The organism is Paenibacillus bovis, assembly GCF_001421015.2.
Lineage (GTDB): Bacteria > Bacillota > Bacilli > Paenibacillales > Paenibacillaceae > Saccharibacillus > Saccharibacillus bovis.
The window spans coordinates 61,794-81,302 of sequence record NZ_CP013023.1 but is presented as its reverse complement, the minus strand read 5'-3'; the positions used below and the strand labels follow the sequence as shown (position 1 = coordinate 81,302).

Genomic DNA, 19,509 nt, shown 5'->3' with positions numbered 1-19,509 from the left:
CATACAGGAATACAACGAAAAAAGCACCTGTCTCTTAGGGACAGGTGCTTTTTGTTATATCTCAGATGTACAGCTGCCAAGCAGCGAGCAGATACTGGATACTTGTTAAACCAGACGCGGCGGAATAGGCGGTACATGGGCTGCATGGGGAATGTCTGCCTGGTTAACTTTGAAGGCAGGCAGATATTTATCCGGATTCGTAATATGTTCCGGCTCGGTCGAACGCCAGGTGAAGATGCAGGTGGCGCACATATGCACCGTCCATACGCCGGCTACCGGAGAGGCAGCGACCTGTTCTGTATGCTGCGAACCGCAGCGAGGGCAGATAGTCATAGAAATACACTCCTTGTTCGTAAAGTGGTTGAATGCGTATAAATGAGAGCACGATCATGTGCTGCGGTAAGCAGGATTATACTCCGCGGCAACTAGGATGAATCAGGACTGTTGGCGATTCAGCAGGTCGATAATTTTCTTTTCCCATTGGTCGACACCCGGAGGGGAATCAAGCGGCTGGGAATAGTGACCACGCTGCTCCGGTGCGAGCGGTGTAGTGGCATCGAGAATCATTTTGTGGGTAATACCGGCCGGATTGGAGCCAGGGTCCAGCGGCAGCACGGACAGATCCGGAATAATCACGGCATCATGCTTCGGATGCAGCTTGGTCGAGATCGCCCACATTACCTGTGGCAGGTTAAATGGATCGACATCCTCATCGACGACGATAACCACTTTGCAGTATCCGAGACCGTGCGGCGTTGTCAGAGCGCGCATGCCGACCGCTTTGGCAAAGCCGCCATAACGGCGCTTGGTCGAAATAATCGCGACCAGACCATGCGTATACATGGCATTGACCGCTACTACTTCATTAGGGAAAGCTTCCTTGAGCTGCTGGTAGAGTGGCACACTGGTATTGACGCCGATCATATAGTCCGTCTCGGTCCATGGCATACCGATATACAAATGTTCAAAAATCGGATTTTGGCGATGATATACACGGTTGATCTGAATCACCGGCATACTGCGGCCGCCGGAATAGTGGCCGGTGAATTCACCGAAAGGCCCTTCAAATTCACGTTCTCCGCACAGGATTTCGCCTTCCAGCACCACCTCGGCGCCCCATGGAATATCCAGATCCGCATCTTTGGCTTTGACGATCCGGTAAGGCTCGCCCTGGATAGCACCGGCCATTTCGTATTCGGATTGATCGTATTTGAGCGGAGTAGCAGCCGCGGTAGTAATCACAGGCTCACAGCCCAGCGCTATAACAACCGGCAGATTCTGACCGCGTTCTTCGGCCTGACGCAGATGGATCGCGATATCATGCTGCGGCACCGGCTGAATACCGAGACGGTCTTTGCCTTTAACCTGCAGGCGATAGATACCTACATTTTGCTTGCCAAAATGCTCAGGATCTTCCTGATCCCGTGAGATCACGCATGCTTTGTCGATATAGAAACCGCCGTCTCCCTGATTAAGACGGAACAGAGGGAGGATATCGAACAGATTGATATTCTCGGTTAATTCCACTTCATGGAAGGGAGCCGTTTCTTCACGCTGTACCGGCACAGGGAACTGATCATACCGCCGGGCAAATTCGAAAAATTGCTCTTTGAGTGGCGTATTTTTGGGCATGCCCATCATAAGCGCATGGTTCGGCCAGGAGCCGATCACGTTCATCGCGATCTGTGTTTTATTTTTCTCGTACCCGTTGATATTGTTGAACAGCAGAGCAGGGGATTTATCTCCCAGATTGTTCAGCGCCCGTGTGGCAGCGGAAATATCCGGTTCCAGATTGACCTGCTCGTCGACGTTCAGCAGCTGTCCTTCTTTTTGCAGTGTATTCAGAAAATCACGAAAGTCCTGGTAAGCCATCATGCATTGCTCCTTTGTATAGATATTATGGATGAAGATGAATTCCTTAAGTAGAACAGGGATATGGAATACCATCCCTGTATGATCCGTAGTAGCCTTTTTTACTTGGTGATCCCGTTCCAGCGCTTGGCATCGTCACGATGAATTCCGAACTGATCCAGCGCGCGGTAAGCGATATGGTCAACCAGCTCATCAATACTGGCTGGCAGATTATAAAAGGCCGGCATCGGTGGCATAATGATCGTGCCCATACGCGACAGTTCCAGCATATTTTCCAAATGGATATTGTTCAGCGGCGTCTCCCTGGTTAGTAGAAGCAGCTTTTTACGTTCTTTGAGTACAACGTCAGCCGATCGGGTCAGCAAATTGTCTGCCAGTCCCATCCGGATCGAAGCGAGCGACTTCATGCTGCAGGGTGCTACGATCATCCCGTCTGTCCGAAAAGAACCGCTGGAAATCAGTGCTGCTTGATCTTTATAGGAATAATGATGATCAGCCATCTGCTCGACCTCTTTGACCGAATAGGGAGTTTCCAGCTGAATAGTAGCAGCAGCCCAGGAGGACATCACCAGATGTGTCTCCACACCGGCTTCCTTGAGCATCTGCAGGATGCGTATGCCGAAGATAGCACCGGTCGCACCGGTAATGCCTACAATAATCTTCATTTTTGCATCTCCTTGTGTCATTGTTGTCATATTAATAGTGTAGAATGAAGCTATACATATGTAAAATATATATAAAGTATAAAACGCATACCTTTTACATATGAATGACCTCCTCCTGTCAGAAAGAATATTCTGTTCATATAAGTAGGCGATACTGAAGCTTATCGGGGGTAAGCAATAACAGATCCTAGTTATAATTAACAATTTAGTGGTTAAATAAACATTTTAAGGAAAGTAGGCAGAGGGATGGATATTCGTCAGCTGCATTATTACTGCACGATTATAGAAGAAGGACAAATCACCAGAGCTGCACGCACTCTTCATATGGCGCAGCCGCCGCTCAGTCAGCAGCTGCGGCTGCTGGAAGAAGAATTGGGCGTCGTATTGATTTACCGGGAAGGCAAACGCTGGGAAGTGACGCAGGCCGGACAGCGTCTATACGAGCGTGCCCGTTATTTACTGCGGGAGATGGAGAATATACAGCAGGAGATCAGCGATGTAGATCGGGGACTGACCGGTTCGATTACAATCGGTACATCCTCGATCTGTATCTCGCGTGTATCCCGGCATATCAGTGAATTTCATCGGGATTATCCGGAGGTCTATCACAAAATTCTATACGGGGATACTTCGCATCTGGAAGAACTGCTGCAGCAGCACAAAATTGATTTTGCTCTATTGCTGTTGCCGGTAGAGGATGAACAGGCATACGAGATCATGCCACTCAGTGATGATCCGTTTGTTGCTGTAGTTCCGAGAGAATGGACCGAGCTGTGCCAGGCGGAATCGCTGACGCTGGAGCAGATCGCCGAATATCCACTGCTGCTCGCTCGCCGGATGTCGGGAGAAGGCGCCTACGAGAACATTATCGGGGAATTTGAACAGCGTCGATTGCAGCCACGAGTTGTGCTGGATTGTCCGGATATATCGGCCCTTTTCTCATTTGCTGCTGCCGGAATGGGACTGACCCTGATACCCGAATCGGAAATCCAGCAGGTATATGCAGATCGTCTATGTGTGATTCCCTTGCAGCAAGCGATCATTCGTACCCGTCCGGCATTGGTATGGCTCAAAAATCGCTATATGAGCAAGGCGGCAAGGCAGCTGATCCAGCGTATAATTCCCAGCTAACCCAGATGCTGTATAGTCAAAAGCCGATGATCTTCTTTTTACTAACGTATGTGAAAATGGACTTGGCAATCTCCATGGCGTTATAATACTAATGACCTAATCGATACCGCGAACTTTTGCTAATTGTGTATGGATCAGGGTCATTGGGATGCAGGAATTGCCGCAAAAAAGCAGAAAATTAAAAATGGATGAAACGTTACGCACGCAAGCATAGTATTACATAGAAACACGAAGAGGAGGCTCTAATCCATTTATGAGTATTAATCTGGTCAAAGGACAGAAGATCGATCTGACAAAAGGCAGAAGTGGTCTTACCAAACTGACAGTTGGTCTGGGCTGGGACCCGATAGAAACCAAATCCCGCGGATTGTTCGGCATGAAAAAAGCCAAAGCGGATATCGACTGTGACGCTTCTGCTCTGATGCTGAATGAACATGACAAGCTTGCCAAAAAAGGAAATCTGGTCTGCTTCTACAATCTGCGCAGCGAGTGCGGATCGGTAGAACACAGCGGTGATAACCGGACAGGTGAAGGAGATGGCGATGATGAACAAATCGCTATTGATCTGTCCAGAATACCGGCAGATGTTCATAAAGTATTGGTTGTGGTTAACATCTATCAGGCAGAGCAGCGCAAGCAGGATTTTGGCATGATTGCGTCCGCCTATATCCGGGTAGCCAATGCACAAAGTGGTGAAGAGCTGGTACGTTTCAATCTGACAGATAATTATTCGGGCATGACCGCACTGATTACCGGTGAAATCTACCGTAACGGTTCCGAATGGAAATTCAATGCAATTGGTCAAGGCAAACAGGCAGCCCATGTTGATATCCTCGCGAATCAATATGTATAAGCCGGCATCCGGTAGGCATTCATTGTCATCTCCGGAAGTCGAATAGATAACTCTAACCTATACTTATAACGAAAGAGGGAATTCACAATGGCAATTAACTTAAGCAAAGGTCAAAAAGTAGATCTGACAAAAACAAATCCGGGGCTGACTAAAGTAATCGTCGGTCTGGGCTGGGACACTAACAAATACGATGGCGGCGGAGATTTTGACCTCGACGTATCCATTTTCTGTGCCAATGCTGCCGGTAAAGTAGCAAGCGACAAAGACTTTATTTATTTCAATAACCCACAGAACGCCAATGGTTCTGTTGTGCATAGCGGTGACAACCGTACAGGCGCAGGTGACGGCGATGACGAGCAGGTAAAAGTAGATTTGCCATCCGTACCTGCTGAAGTGGAAAAAATTGCGTTTACGATTACTATTTACGAAGCAGATACCAGAAACCAGAACTTCGGTCAGGTATCCAATGCCTATGTGCGTATTCTGAGCGAACTGAGTGGCGAAGAGCTGATCCGCTTTGATCTGGGAGAAGATTTCTCCATCGAGACAGGCGTTGTTGTCGGCGAACTGTACCGTCATGCGGGCGAATGGAAATTCAGCGCAATCGGTAATGGCTACAAAGATGGTCTGTCAGGTCTGGTACGCGATTACGGTCTGCAAGCCTAATCGGCAGCATTCCCATATCACTGTAACTTTTTGAGCAGGGGGCGAACTTATCATGACGATCAACCTGGCCAAGGGACAGCGTATTGATCTAACCAAAACCAATCCCGGACTGACCAAAGTCGTCGTCGGTCTGGGCTGGGATATTAACAAATACAGCGGCGGCACCGATTTTGATCTGGATGCCTGTGCTTTCCTGCTACATGAGGATGGCAAAGCCAAATCCGAAGAAGACTTCGTATTCTACAATCATCTGATTGCCTATGGCGGAGCGGTTGCGCATACGGGTGACAATCGTACCGGTGAGGGCGATGGAGATGACGAACAGATTGTGGTCGATTTCAGCCTGGTGCCGCCGAATATTTCACGGGTAGGCATTACGGTGACGATTCATGAAGGAGACAGCCGCGGCCAGAATTTTGGTCAGGTCAGCTCCGCGTTCGTTCGTGTTGCCAACGAAGCGGACAGCAGGGAGCTGCTGCGCTTTGATCTGGGTGAAGATTTCTCGACCGAGACAGCTGTTGTATTTTGTGAATTTTACCGGCATGGCAGCGACTGGAAATTCCAGGCGATAGGTAGCGGATTTACGGGCGGCCTGGCTGCACTTTGCCGCAATTATGGATTGGACGTTTAAGACTGAATAGAATGATGCAATGGAATACAGGGTGCATACCAGCCCTGTATTCCATTTTACCATCTGCCGATATTATGGTAGTTCCATGACAGATTCCAGAGAAGAGGTCCAAGGATGAGTGTATCCATAGTCAAAGGGCAAAAAACAGATGTTACCAAACCACATCCGGGATTAAGTCAGTTGAATATTTTGCTGGGCTGGCAGGCGCCAGCAGCGCTGGAACTGGATACTTCCGCATTTCTGCTGCAGCAGGATGGTCGGGTAAGCAGTGACGAGGATCTGATCTTTTATGGCAATCCCCGTAATGCATTTATTACATACCAGGAGAACCCTGCAGGTCAGGATCAGCGTCAGTTCCAGGTTACGATGAACGCGCTGCCGCAGAGCGTTCATAAAATCGCGATCACCCTAACGATTTATAACAGTGATACCGGTAATTATACGTTCAGTCAGGCGAGCGGGATGTACCTGCGCGCTACAGACGAGCGTACCGGAGCGGAGATTTTCCGCTATGATCTTGACAATCATTTCTCCAATGAAACGGCTATCGTTATTGGAGAGTTATATAGATATCAGTCCGAATGGAAATTTTCTGCTGTAGGAGCTGGTTACTTTGGCGGGCTCAAAGAGCTGTGCGGAAGTTACGGCGTAGACGTGGAAGATACATCTTCGGCTGCGCCTTCATCGTCTCCGCCGATACCGCCGCTTGTACAGCAGGCTCCTGTGCAAGTTCCACCACCAACGCCTGCTTCATCACCAGCGCCACCGGTGCCTGCTCCACAGTCGGCGCCGCTGAATCTGCGCAAGATTGAACTCAAGAAAAAAGGCGATGTAATCAACCTCCAGAAAAAGGCCACCGGTACGCTGGGCGAGCTGCTGATCAATCTGAACTGGAACCGCGTACAAAAGAAAGGCTTCTTCAATCGGGGAAGCGGCGGAACCGATCTGGATCTGGGCTGTCTGTACGAGCTCAAGGATGGTACCAAAGGCGTAGTGCAGGCGCTAGGCAATAGCTTTGGACATATGGACTACGAGCCGTATGTAGCGCTTGATGCGGATGACCGTACAGGTGCGCGCGCAGGCGGCGAGAATATGCGAATCAATGGCAACAAGATTTCGCATATTCAGCGTATTCTGGTCTTTTCCTTTATCTACGAAGGCATTTCGCGCTGGACAGAAGCGGACGGAGTCGTCACCATTTATCAAAAGGATGGCCCGGATATTATCGTGCGTCTGGACGAGCATGATAACGGCAAGCCGATGTGTGCGATTGCGATGATTCAAAATGTAGGCAATGAGACATTTAGCATTGAGCGAATCGTGCAGTACTTTGCCGGCCATCGTCAGATGGATGAAGCATTCCGCTGGGGAATGCGCTGGACAGCCGGAAGAAAGTAAACCGAAAAGCATGTGATTCACCTCTGTTATTGTGTGCGTTAGTAAAGCACCATTGTCGTCCCTCCTGCTGATCGATACAGGAGGGGCTTATTTTATCTGTAAGGTTAGCCAGACGACAACATCGGCAGCCGGAGCGTGGCCTATTCAGGAGGGGTGTTATGCGTTACTTTAATTATTTATCACAGGCGGAAGAAGAGGAATTATTCTACTCCGTCCCGGTTCACTATGATAATGCTTCCGAGCGGGAGCTGCTGGCCTATGCGATTGGACCGGCGCTGTATTGCCCGGCTACCCGGCCGACGATTGCCCGGGATATCCTGACGCAGCGTCATCGTGGTCTGACTTCCTGGGTATTCGATCTGGAGGATGCGATCGGGGATCAACAAGTGGAAGCGGCTGAACATTCACTGGTGGAGCAAGTGCACTATTTGCAGGAAGTTATGGATAAGGACTCTTCTGTTCGGTCCCGTATTCCGCTGCTATTTATCCGGGTGAGAAGTGTGGAGCAATTGCAGCGAATTATCCGGTATATGGGAGAGGGAATGCAGCAAATCACCGGTATTATGCTGCCCAAGTTCAACGCTGTCATCGGTGAACAGTATCTGCAAGTCATTGCGGAATATAATCATAGCCGGCATGAAGGAGCTCCTGTACTATACGGTCTGCCGATTCTGGAGACCGCTGCTGTTATTTACCGGGAGAGCCGTCTGGATGAGCTGCTATCGATCAAGCGGGTGCTGGATGCTTATCAGGATTACGTGCTGAATGTGCGTATCGGAGCAACGGACTTTTCCAGTCTGTTCGGACTGCGACGCAGCTCGGATATGACGATCTATGATATTACCACGATCCGGGATTGTATCTCGGATATTATCAATCTGTTTGGACGGATGGAATCGCCTTATGTAATCTCGGGTCCGGTCTGGGAATACTTTTCCAGTGGAGAACGTGTGTTGAAGCCGCAGATTCGCCAGTCTCCATTCGAAGAAGCATTGGGCGCCGATGGGCGCAAGCTGCGTAATGAATATATCAACCATCATGTGGACGGATTGATTCGCGAAGTCATCATGGATAAGGAAAATGGCATGATCGGCAAAACGATTATCCATCCTTCCCATATTGGGCTGGTCCAGTCGCTGTATACAGTCCGGCAGGAAGAATATGAAGATGCGCAGGGGATTATCGCCAACAATACGGGCGAACTCGGCGTCTTTAAAAGCGGATATGCCAACAAAATGAACGAGATCAAACCACATCTTAACTGGGCCCGTCGCATTATGGCCCGATCACAAATATACGGGGTGCTGCATGAACAACAACATTTCATCTCTCTACTCTCAGAGCAAGAACGGCACGTATACGTATAACATTCTGGATGGATTGACGGTACATGTACAGGTGGACCATAATCCGTTCGGACTTCCCATGGAGCAGCTGTTTGAAATGGCTGCCCGTGTGAATCCCAAGCGATCCTTTTTGTTTGTCAGCAAGGTACTGGGCAAGCATCTGGCAGTCAATCCGTATCAGTCGCTCCTGAGCGGCGCAGCATTATCTCTGCTGCTGTATCGTGAAATGAACGCAGAAGCCGATCCTGCCGTAGAACAGCTGCTGCCGGAGATCATCACAGCATTGTCCTCGGGCGAGCACGTAGATCAAGCCTATCAACAGCTGATGAAGCTAAAGTTGACTGCTCCTGTGCCGCTGGCTTTTATCGGATTCGCCGAGACCGCCACCGCACTCGGACATAGCATGTATGAGGCATTTAACCGGGGAGCTACCTATGTACATACGACCCGGCACCAGATTGTCGGCCAGGAACCATTTATCCAGTTCGAAGAGGAGCACTCCCATGCGGTCTCTCACCGCTGCTATGCGAGAGAAGCGCGGATGATTGCCGGAGAGCATCCGATCGTACTCGTGGATGACGAGATTACGACAGGCAAGACGGCGCTGAATATTATTCGCGCGATTCATGAACAGCATCCGCGGCATGTCTATTATGTCGCTTCCTTGCTCGATTGGCGGAGTGAGGACAATATTCGCCGATATGCCGAACTGGAGCAGGAACTGGGAATTACCATTACTCCGATATCGCTGGTCAAAGGGCAGATCAAGGTGGAAGGCAAGCCGGATCTTTCTCATCCTGCAGCCATTCCTTCCAGTCTGACAGCCGAGACGCCGGTGAACCGGATCGAAATGGGACATCTGTTCGAACTGCTGGAAGATCGCCATTCGGTCGATGGATCGGGAACCGTGCATAACGCTCCATTTATTGCGGGAACCGGCCGATTCGGTGTAGATGAACAGGATAATCTTCGAACCGCACACAGTATCCACCAGGCGGCTGCATTACTGCGTGGACAGCGACAGGGAACACGTACGCTCTGTCTTGGTACGGAAGAATTTATGTATATTCCTATGAGGATCAGTGCAGAGCTGGGCGAGGGTGTCTTTTACCATTCCACTACGCGGAGCCCGGTATACCGGTCTAAGGTGCCGGATTATCCGATTCGTACGGGACATTCTTTTGATTCGCCGGAAGACAGCAGTGTGACCAATTATGTATACAATCTCGTACCGGGCGCTTATGATGAGGTATTCGTATTTCTGGAGCGTCAGGTGCCTGCGGGAGATCTGGATTCATTGATTCACAGCCTGCAGGGCGGGTTATTCGCACAAATTCATATCGTGATCTGTGGTCCGGAACAGGGAGGAACGTCCATATGACAACCGAGATGCACCAGACCTGGCAGGAGCCCAGGCTGGCTGATCCGAAGCCGCTGGGCAGCTACGCTCCTGCCGATGCTGTCTTTCTGCTCAAAGATCTGAGCGATGTGAATCTGGAGCGCGGAACAGAAGAGAGGGAAGAGGCAATTCAGACCGGTACTCACTATTCCGAAATGCTGCCGCAGGAATACCAGCCGACTGCCGAGTATGTAGATCTGTTCCAGCGTACGCTGGCTGATTCCGCCGAAAAGGTAGCGCTGGCTGCAGGTGTGGTCAGCGAGCTTATTCTGAGCAAGCGCGGTCGTCAGACAGTGCTGGTCTCTCTGGCCCGGGCAGGTACACCGGTTGGCGTACTCATCAAGCGTTATATACTGCACAAATATAACCTGGATTTGCCGCATTACAGTATTTCGATTATCCGGGGCAAAGGGATCGACACCAATGCTCTTAAATATATTTTACAAAAGCATGGTGTGGATCAGCAGATTCAGTTTATCGATGGCTGGACAGGCAAAGGGGCTATTCGCAATGTACTGATCCAGTCCTGCCGTGAGTTCAACGAGCAGTATGGCACTGCTCTGCAGGATGATCTGGCGGTGCTAGCTGATCCGGCAGGTTCATCGGATACGTACGGAACACGGGAAGACTTTTTGATTCCGAGTGCCTGTCTGAATTCGACGGTATCCGGTCTGATGAGCCGTACGGTGCTGCGGGACGATCTGATCGGTGAAGATGATTTCCATGGATCAAAGTTCTACAGACATTGGCTGGATCAGGATCTGTCGAATACGTTTGTAGATCAGGTCAGCCGCTATTTCCCGGCAGTGGCGCAGCAGGCTGAGCTGCGTGCACAGGAACTGCTGGAGCATCCCGAGCCGGCAAACTGGCAGGGCATCGAAGATATCCGCTGGATTCAACAGGAATACCAGATTCATGACATTAATCTGATTAAGCCAGGTGTAGGCGAGACGACGCGGGTACTGCTGCGCCGGGTACCATGGAAAATACTGATCGATCGGGAAGACAATCCAAATCTGCGTCATATTCTGCTGCTGGCCCGTGAGCGCCAGGCCCAGATTGAAGTATGTCCGCAGCTGACCTATTCCTGCTGCGGTATTATCAAGCCCAGAGAGGAGCATGGCTGATGCTGATCTATGCAAGTGATCTGGACCAGACCCTGATTTATTCGGAGCGTTCCCGCGGCATGGATGTGGACGACCGGATCATGATACCGGCTGAACAGGTAGACGGACGCGTAATTTCCCATATTTCTATTCGGGCTTTGGAACAGTTGAAGCAGATTGCCGAGTCGATTCCTTTTGTACCGGTAACGACGCGGGTACTGGATCTGTATCATCGTATTCATATTTTTCGTGAACAGATTGTTCCCAAATATGCGATTACAAGCAATGGAGCACATATTCTGATCGATGGTCAGGTGAACAGGGAATGGCATGAACAGGTTATGCAGGATGTTCGTGATCAGGCAGCCCCGCCGAGCGAAGCGATAGCGGCTTTTCACCGGGTCTCCGATCCGGAATGGATTATCCGGGAAAGCTACTGGGAAGATACATTTTTCTCGGTACTGGTTGACCGGGACAGAATGCCGGATGAACAGGTGATGGCGATTCAGCCAGAGCTGGAGCAGCTGGGCTGGGGATTGTCCATTCAGGGCAGAAAGGTGTATCTGGTGCCTTTTCCGGTTAGTAAAAATCGGGCGATCGAGCATGTGAAGTACCTGGCGGGAGTCAAGCAAGTGATTGCTTCCGGCGATTCCCTGCTCGACCGCGGACTGCTGGATGCAGCGGATTATGCGATTGCTCCTGCACATGGAGAGTTGTACCGGGGCTTCCGCAGTGGCGAGCTGCAGGGCAACTATGGATTCACGGCACACTCGGGCATTCGGGCAGCCGAAGATATTGTGCAATTTGTAATGGATATCATGAACAGGGAAGGAATCATGAGCTATGAGCGGACGGAAAGTTAGAATCTGGTTCAACCGCAGCTTTGCGGTGGGATACCATTACATTAATGCAGTACGTCATAATGAGGACGGCATGGCATTTGAAATCTACGGGACACATCGTGATCCGGAGCATGTATCTTTGCGGGCCTGTGATTACACCGAGGTAGAGCCTGTATTGTCAGGCGAAGCCTATGCGGCGTATTGTCTGGACTTTTGCCGCCGTCATCAGATCGAGGTATTCGTACCGCGCTGGGGGATGCGCTATGTGGTCGCGGCAGCGGATGCTTTTGCGGAAATGGGTGTGAAGCTGGTCTGCTGCACGGATCGGGCACTGCTGGATCAGGTGGAGGATAAAGGAAACTTCTTCCTGTCTGCCGAAGAAAACAATCTAATGATCGTGCCGGAGTATCGTCTGGTGCATACGGCGAATGAGTTCAAAAAGGCTTATGAAGAGCTACGAGATATGGGACTAAGCGTATGTTTCAAGCCGACACGGATGGAAGGCGGAGTGGGCTTTCGGATTATCGATCCGAACTACGATCCGCTGACAGCGCTGTTCGATACCGTGAGCGCCAAGATGTCCTATGAACAGGCGTATCATGCACTGTCACAGACAGATTCTTTTCCGGAACTGATGGTCATGGAACTGCTGGAAGGGTATGAATACAGTATCGACTGTCTGGCATCGCCGGAAGGAGAACTGCTGGCAGCCGTACCAAGACGCAAAGCCGGAGGACGTTCCCGTCTTCTGGAAGAAGTGCCTGAATTGCTGGAAATCGCCCGAAAAGTGGCACAGTTTTACAAGATTCCGTATAATTATAATCTACAATTGATTTATCAGGGAAATGTTCCCAAAGCGCTGGAAATCAATCCGCGTATGTCGGGCGGCCTGCATATGACGTGCCTGAGTGGTGTGAATTTCCCTTATCTCGCTGTCAAAATGGCTCTCGGCTACAAAGTCGATCCGCAAACACCGGAATATGGATTGTTAACCAGTTATGTCGAGCAGCCTGTTCTTATGGAGGGACAGCCTGCACAATAAATAGATTCAGCTGGAAAGGCAGGTGAATATGGATGAGTAAAGGCAAAATGATCGGCAGAACGTTACTGGCTGGCGGTGCAGGTTATCTCGTCGGATGTGTGCTGGGTATATGGGATGTGCCTGAATATATTACGCTGTTGTTCCCGCTGGCAGGCTCTATCTACGGGATTGCACGGTCAGATCACAAAGCACGTCCGACTATGGAATTTACACAGCCAGAGCCTCAGATTCGGCCGGAACGCAGCAATCCGCTGCCTGAACCCGGAAGAAACACGGTACCGGAACGTCCTGTCCGAAATGCTGCCCCGCCAACTCCTCAGCCTGCAACAGCAGCTTCCGCCGCCGGCGTACCGGCTCAGGAACTGACGGAGATTCCGCCGGTATTCCAGCCCGTGCTGGAGTATTTAAATGTGCTGGAAGAAATGATCATTTCGGAAGGGCAGAAGCATAATCTTGATAACGAAATCGTGGAGAAATCCTGCTCGTTGTTCCTGCGTCTGCAGCGCGTTATTCCAATGCTGGCCGAGATGCACAATGATGATATTAACCATACCGTCAAACGATTGGTGCTGAAAGATCTGAACAGCGTGATCAATCCGTTCCTGCGTCTAAGCGGTGAAGCCAAAACCAAAAACCGCCGTATCCTACTCGACGGAATCAAAGATGTTGATAAACGTATTACTCAGATCGTTAAAACGATTGAACATAAAGACCTGATCGAACTGCAATCCCGCGCAGAAATTATCCATCAGCGTTACTCTTGATCCGTGAAAGAAAATCCAGGCTGTTCTGCTGTATACGATGAACTGCTGACCAGATGAAAGGGGAGAAAGCGATGGCAACTCCACCGTTAAGTCTCAAAAAAGAAGATGAACAAAAGCTCACTCGCGAGGCAAGCACCATTATCCAGAAAGTCGCTCAGGCAGACAGTATGAGTCTGGATGTGCTAATGGATGAAGTGGGCAAGCTGGGTATGCAAACCCAGGAGCGTGCGACACAGACCCTGCAGATGCTGGATCGTCCGGTCAATGATCTGATGTCCGGCAAATCCAAGCAGGTATCGAATCTGATTCTGTCCTTGCGTGACGAATGTGAAGCCCTGCAGCAGAGCAAAAATGTTAGTCTGTTTGGCAAGCTGCTGCGCAAGTCTCCGATCAAAAACTATGTCTACAAATACCAGTCTGTCAGCAAAAATGTAGACGCGATTGTACAGGGACTACGCGATGGCAAGGATACGCTGGAAGAGAATATGATCAGCATGCGTACACTCAAGCGCAATTCCCTGCAGGAGATTTACAATCTCCAGTACAAAATTGCTATGGGCGGCGAATTGAAGACCCTGTTTGAAGCAGAGATTCAAAAGCCGGAAAATGAACATCGCAAAGTCTATCTGGAACGCGGTCTGCGCAAAGTCGTTACCCGCATCCAGTCGATGACCGAGAATATTATGCTGTTCAACCAGGCGATTGCCGCTACCGATATCGTCAATGATACGAATGACAAACTGATTGATTCGGTCAATGATTCGGTCTACAAGGCAGCCAATCTGATCAAAATCTCCGCCATGATCGCACTGGCGATCGAAGACCAGGATCGTGTAGCCAATGCAGTGGAGAGCGTCAACCAGACGATCGAAGATCAGTTCAAGCGCAATGCCGAGATGCTGAAAACGAATAGCGAACGGTCTGCCGAGCTACTCAAAAAGCCGACCATGTCGCTGGAATCGGTCAATCAGGCGATCTCCGATCTCATGTCTGCGCTGGATACATCCGAGCGCTCCAACCGCGAGATCATCAGCAGCTGTCAGGACTACACAGCCAAGCTGTCCACTATCAACGAACAGATGACCCGTCGTCTGGGACTGGAAAAAGCGGAAGCTTCTGCTGCATCCAGTACCAATACTTCAGAATTAGCGCGTGATCCGCTGGCTGATTTGCTGAGATAAGACCCGTTCAAAAAGAAATAAATAGTTTCCAGATCAAACAACCCTTTGCGCATATCAAAGGGTTGTTTTGTTATGTGGTTATCCCTGTGCAAGAAACAGACGAGCAATACAGGCGCTATGGTGATAGAACTTTGTATCTCCCGGAGATAGAGAATAACTGCCAGAAATCATCACTAATTATTACGCTAATTATGAACTGACAATTCGCATTGAAAGGGCTTTCTTTTGGTAAAAGATTGCATTACCATAAAAATGTAGCAGTACGGATTATACAGTTAAAAAAGTGATGGATTGCAGCAGCAGACCTTATTCTCATTAATCTTAAAGGAGATATAACAATATGGAACAAACGACCAAGTATCCTTTCCAGGATCATACACTGGAGCTGGATGAGCGGGTTCATGATCTGGTATCCCGTCTGTCCGAGGAGGAAAAAATTGAATCCATGCTGCAGTATCAGCCAGCTGTAGAGCGGCTGGGCATAGGCGCATACAAGCACGGGACCGAGGCCGCACACGGTATTGCCTGGCTGGGCGAAGCCACCTTTTTCCCGCAGCCTGTCGGACTGGCCTGCACCTGGGACAGTGAGCTGATGCACCGAATCGGTAACGTTATCTCGGATGAAGCACGGGTTATGTATATGCGTAATCCGGCAGTTAACGGATTGACCCTATGGGCACCGACCGTCGATATGGAACGTGATCCGCGCTGGGGACGCAATGAAGAGGCCTATGGAGAAGATCCGCGTCTGACGGGTGAACTGGCGACCCGTCTTGTACAGGGCATTCAGGGCGACCATCCTACATATCTCAAAGCGGTAGCGACGCTGAAGCATTTTCTCGGCAACAATAATGAAGTCGATCGTGGCAGCGGCTCATCAAGTATCGATCCGCGCAATATGCGGGAATATTATCTCAAAGCGTTCGAACTGCCTTTTACCGAGGGCAAAGCCCAATCGATGATGACCGCCTACAACTCGATCAATGGTACACCTGCACTGCTGCACCCGCTCGTGCAGGAAGTAGTCAAAGGCGAGTGGGGAATGGATGGATTTATCGTCAGTGATGCCGGCGATGTGATGGGCATTATGAATGATCATGGATACTATGATTCCCACACCCCTGGAGTAGCCGAATCGATCAAGGCAGGCATCGACAGTATTACCGATGATGCAGACCTGTCCAAAGCTGCGCTGCGTGAAGCGCTGGAGCAGGAACTGCTGAGCTGGGAAGATATCGACCGCGCTTTGTTCCATACGTTCCGTGTTCGCTTCCGGCTGGGAGAGTTCGATCCGGCCGAGCTGAATCCGTATGCCTCGATTGGAGAAGAATCGATGATGACCGAGGAAGCACGGGCGATTGCAGCAGAAGCCGTACGCAAATCGATTGTCCTGCTCAAAAATGATAACAGTATGCTGCCACTGTCCAGTCAGGATACCGATGATGTAGCCGTAATCGGTGAACTTGGTAATATCGTCTACCGTGATTGGTACTCGGGAACACTCCCGTATGCCGTGACCGGTCTGCAGGGTATCGAGGCCAAGTTAAAAGGGACGGTGCATTATCATGACGGCAATGACCGGGTGAGCTTCCAATCGGTAGGTCATGGTGGAGTACTGTCTGTCCGGCAAACTGCCGCTGAAGAAAAAGCGATTGTGCAGGCAGACAAGAGTGGTTTCTCTTCTTCATCAGATACTGCCGACAATCCGGTAGCAGCAGATGCTAGCAGTTTGTTCACTGTATCTGACTGGGGATTTGGCAGTTACACGATTCGTTCAGCAGAAAGCGGGAAATACTGGACGGCCGACGATGAAGGCCAGCGGATTACCGCCTCAGCCGATGAAGCCTATGGCTGGTATGTCAAAGAAGTATTTGGTCTGAATCAGCAAAACGATGGACGGATAGCGATCAGCACGTGGAACGGACGTACCGTGTGCACGGCCGTTGCAGAAGGCCATCTGGCTATCGCCGATGAACAGACAGCGGACGTACTGGATGATCAGGCGCTGTTTGAGAAGAATATTCTGGAAAATGGAATAGAGCAGGCAGTAGCAGCTGCCCGAGCAGCGAAGACGGCGATTGTGTTTGTCGGCAACAATCCATTGATCAACGGTAAGGAAGAAAATGACCGTCCCAGTCTGGAACTGCCAGCTTCCCAGCTGAAGCTGATTCAGGAAGTCTATGCAGCCAATCCGCGTACAGTAGTCGTTGTTATCGGCAGTTATCCTTTTGCTATGGAATGGGTAGAGCAGCATATTCCGGCGATACTGTATCTGTCCCATGCGGGGCCGGAGCTGGGTAGTGCGGTAGCGGATGTATTGTATGGAGACTACGCTCCGGCAGGGCGTTTGAATATGACCTGGTACCGCTCGGAGGATCAGCTCGGTGATCTGAGGGATTACGATATTATTCGCTCTGAGCGCACCTATCAGTATTTCAAAGGCCAGGCGCTGTATCCTTTTGGACATGGACTCACCTATTCGCCGATGGAATACAGCTATCTGGAACTGGACGCTGAAAAAGTAGATGCAGAGGATACCATCCGTCTGTCGGTTACTGTCCGCAATACCGGGACAATCGACAGCGATGAAGTAGTGCAGCTGTATACGAAGCTGGATCAATCGCGTATCCAGCGGCCGCTGCGTACATTGCAGGCATTCCGGCGTATTCATCTAGCAGCCGGTCAGTCGAGTGTAGTTACTTTTGAGCTGCCAGTGAACGAGCTGGCCTGCTGGGATGTGACCCGCAGCCGGTATTGTGTAGAGACAGGCAGTTATACGCTCATGGTCGGCCGTTCGTCTGCAGATATCCAGCTGCAGTCCGAAGTTCAGGTCAATGGAGAAGTCATTCCGCCACAGGATCTGACCAAGCCGATACTGGCCGAGAACTATGACGACTATCGCCAGGTGCATCTGGTCGAATCGAGTGAAGGTGGCGCAGCTGTAGAAGCGCTGGGAGATGGAGCGTGGATATTGTTCGGCGATGCGGAATTTGGTCAGACCGGTGTAAGGACTTTCCAGGCGCGTACTGCGTTTGCCGGCGAATCGGGCGAACTGCAGATTCGTCTGGATGCACCGGATGGACTGCTGGCCGCTACGCTGACACTGGATGGCTCTGGCGGTATAGCCAACTGGCAGAATGTTGGCATAGATATACAGGCAGTGACTGGACGTCATGATGTATATCTGCTGCTCAGCCAGGGCACCCGTATTCGTGAATTTTGGTTTGGAGAGTAAGTGTAGGATTTGAATAGTGAGCATTCGATTAATGTGTTGATTAAATGGAAGTGCAGATTAGGCAATAAGATGGCTCGGAATGCACAATTAAGCAGCAAGCAGCAAGCAGCAAATAATTAAAAGGGCGGCTTTCCTCAGTGGAAGCTGCCCTTTTACATTTTAATATTTCAGGAGGATGATATTGACGAGCGCTGCGGCTTCTGTCCATACGTACCAAGGCGCCATATATATTCGATCGGTCCCATAGTGAAGCGACTTAGCCACCAGCTGCTGAGAATCATCTGAATGATCAGAATAAATAGAGCAGCAATCATCAGTACAGTAATATGTACCTGAGACGGCCAATGCAGCAGATGAGACAGTAGCAGAATCACAGCTGTCTGTGATACATAGTTGGTCAATGCCATACGTCCAAGATTGCCGAGTGGTGTCAACAGACGCTCAATACGCGGTTGACGCAGCAGCAGGATCAGTGTTGTTACATAGAATACACTCACCGGCAGTCCGCTTAACATAGAGGAGATATCGACCAATCCGAATTGGTCCAGAATCCAGTTACCTGACAGATGCAGCGGCCAGATTAGCACGAGTGCTGCAATTTGTGTAATTCGGAGTCCTTTGCGATAGCGTTCTGGCTCGGCGAATAACCTGATCTGGCCGGCCCATTTCCCCAGGAAAAACATGCCCAGTGTCTCCAGCTGGGCGATACCCAACCAGCCCACACTTATACCGATAATGAACAGCGCTATCAGCAGACTCACCCACGGCTTGACCCGGTAAAAAGGAATCAGAAAAAATCCGAGTATCGCGTATACCAGCAGCGCCTCTCCAGGCTGAAAATAATGATGAATCATACCAATCACGAGTAAAATAATTAATCTGCGAGTAAAGCGGAGACGCGGACGGTCGCCACGTGCCTCGGCCCGGCTAATAAAAATATGAAAACCTACCCCGAATAGAAATGCAAAAATAACATAAAAACGCTGCTCCACAGCAAAATGCAAGAATTGCAAAATTCCCTTATCGAGTGGGGTCCAGTCCATATTGTAATGTACCAACTGCATAATATTGATCAGGATAATTCCACACAATGCGAATCCGCGCAGAATATCCAGGTTAACCAAGCGTTTCAAAATAACGCCTCCTTATATGTGAATATGTAGTAGCTATAGGAAAGACCGATCGAAGAGCAAATATATTTCCTTTCTCTTCACCATGTACAGTCTCTCCTTATATTCAGCATAAAAGAACCGTCCGGACGGTACTATCGATTTACCTTACGAAAAGCTTACAGAGAAGAAAGGTAGGATCTACTGGATAAATAAAGGAGTAAAACATTCTGATCTATGTATGTTAAAAAGCCCAATCCGGCGGTCTG

General features: G+C 50.0%; 17 protein-coding genes. 13 read left to right on the top strand and 4 right to left on the bottom strand.

What is annotated here, in order from left to right:
- Positions 1 to 105: 105 nt before the first annotated feature.
- The 3 genes from AR543_RS00380 to AR543_RS00370 form a co-directional block, all read right to left on the bottom strand.
- Complete coding sequence (locus tag AR543_RS00380; RefSeq protein WP_060530802.1) at positions 106 to 333, bottom strand: non-oxidative hydroxyarylic acid decarboxylases subunit D; 228 nt, start codon at positions 331 to 333, stop codon at positions 106 to 108.
- Positions 334 to 435: 102 nt separating this feature from the next.
- On the bottom strand, positions 436 to 1,872 hold the full coding sequence (locus AR543_RS00375; RefSeq protein WP_060530800.1) for a non-oxidative hydroxyarylic acid decarboxylases subunit C: 1,437 nt from the start codon (positions 1,870 to 1,872) through the stop codon (positions 436 to 438).
- A 101-nt stretch (positions 1,873 to 1,973) separates the two neighbouring features.
- Positions 1,974 to 2,537: a non-oxidative hydroxyarylic acid decarboxylases subunit B gene (locus AR543_RS00370; RefSeq protein ID WP_060530798.1), complete on the bottom strand. Its 564-nt coding sequence runs from the start codon at positions 2,535 to 2,537 to the stop codon at positions 1,974 to 1,976.
- A gap of 246 nt (positions 2,538 to 2,783) precedes the next feature.
- Between AR543_RS00370 and AR543_RS00365 the strand changes: the two genes are divergently transcribed.
- From AR543_RS00365 to AR543_RS00305, 13 genes are all read left to right on the top strand, one after another.
- On the top strand, positions 2,784 to 3,668 hold the full coding sequence (locus AR543_RS00365) for a LysR family transcriptional regulator (protein ID WP_060530796.1): 885 nt from the start codon (positions 2,784 to 2,786) through the stop codon (positions 3,666 to 3,668).
- A gap of 253 nt (positions 3,669 to 3,921) precedes the next feature.
- The gene (locus AR543_RS00360; RefSeq protein WP_060530794.1) at positions 3,922 to 4,521 is read left to right on the top strand and encodes a TerD family protein; all 600 of its coding nucleotides are present in this window, start codon (positions 3,922 to 3,924) and stop codon (positions 4,519 to 4,521) included.
- An 87-nt stretch (positions 4,522 to 4,608) separates the two neighbouring features.
- Positions 4,609 to 5,187 (top strand): TerD family protein, encoded by a 579-nt coding sequence (locus AR543_RS00355; protein WP_060530793.1) that lies wholly within the window; start codon positions 4,609 to 4,611, stop codon positions 5,185 to 5,187.
- Positions 5,188 to 5,239: 52 nt separating this feature from the next.
- Positions 5,240 to 5,818, top strand: coding sequence for a TerD family protein (locus tag AR543_RS00350; RefSeq protein WP_060530790.1), 579 nt, complete (start codon positions 5,240 to 5,242; stop codon positions 5,816 to 5,818).
- A 114-nt stretch (positions 5,819 to 5,932) separates the two neighbouring features.
- Positions 5,933 to 7,216, top strand: a complete 1,284-nt coding sequence (locus tag AR543_RS00345; RefSeq protein WP_060530789.1) for a TerD family protein — start codon at positions 5,933 to 5,935, stop codon at positions 7,214 to 7,216.
- Between the two features lie 158 nt (positions 7,217 to 7,374).
- The gene (locus AR543_RS00340; protein ID WP_060530788.1) at positions 7,375 to 8,583 is read left to right on the top strand and encodes an HpcH/HpaI aldolase/citrate lyase family protein; all 1,209 of its coding nucleotides are present in this window, start codon (positions 7,375 to 7,377) and stop codon (positions 8,581 to 8,583) included.
- The gene (locus AR543_RS00335; protein WP_082472065.1) at positions 8,525 to 9,943 is read left to right on the top strand and encodes a phosphoribosyltransferase family protein; all 1,419 of its coding nucleotides are present in this window, start codon (positions 8,525 to 8,527) and stop codon (positions 9,941 to 9,943) included. The genes AR543_RS00340 and AR543_RS00335 overlap by 59 nt, the downstream gene beginning before the upstream one ends.
- Complete coding sequence (locus AR543_RS00330) at positions 9,940 to 11,088, top strand: cysteine protease StiP family protein (RefSeq protein ID WP_060530786.1); 1,149 nt, start codon at positions 9,940 to 9,942, stop codon at positions 11,086 to 11,088. The genes AR543_RS00335 and AR543_RS00330 overlap by 4 nt, the downstream gene beginning before the upstream one ends.
- Positions 11,088 to 11,930, top strand: coding sequence for an HAD family hydrolase (locus tag AR543_RS00325; protein ID WP_060530784.1), 843 nt, complete (start codon positions 11,088 to 11,090; stop codon positions 11,928 to 11,930). The genes AR543_RS00330 and AR543_RS00325 overlap by 1 nt, the downstream gene beginning before the upstream one ends.
- Positions 11,911 to 12,951 (top strand): ATP-grasp domain-containing protein, encoded by a 1,041-nt coding sequence (locus AR543_RS00320; protein ID WP_060530782.1) that lies wholly within the window; start codon positions 11,911 to 11,913, stop codon positions 12,949 to 12,951. Before AR543_RS00325 ends, AR543_RS00320 begins: the two co-directional genes overlap by 20 nt.
- A gap of 32 nt (positions 12,952 to 12,983) precedes the next feature.
- On the top strand, positions 12,984 to 13,715 hold the full coding sequence (locus AR543_RS00315; protein WP_227871801.1) for a hypothetical protein: 732 nt from the start codon (positions 12,984 to 12,986) through the stop codon (positions 13,713 to 13,715).
- Positions 13,716 to 13,786: 71 nt separating this feature from the next.
- The gene (locus tag AR543_RS00310; RefSeq protein ID WP_060530780.1) at positions 13,787 to 14,896 is read left to right on the top strand and encodes a toxic anion resistance protein; all 1,110 of its coding nucleotides are present in this window, start codon (positions 13,787 to 13,789) and stop codon (positions 14,894 to 14,896) included.
- Between the two features lie 340 nt (positions 14,897 to 15,236).
- On the top strand, positions 15,237 to 18,131 hold the full coding sequence (locus tag AR543_RS00305; RefSeq protein ID WP_060530779.1) for a glycoside hydrolase family 3 C-terminal domain-containing protein: 2,895 nt from the start codon (positions 15,237 to 15,239) through the stop codon (positions 18,129 to 18,131).
- A gap of 167 nt (positions 18,132 to 18,298) precedes the next feature.
- On the opposite strand, the gene AR543_RS00300 is transcribed toward AR543_RS00305, so the two are convergent.
- A complete protein-coding gene (locus AR543_RS00300; RefSeq protein ID WP_060530777.1) occupies positions 18,299 to 19,264 on the bottom strand; it encodes a DUF418 domain-containing protein in 966 nt (321 codons plus the stop codon).
- Positions 19,265 to 19,509: the final 245 nt, after the last annotated feature.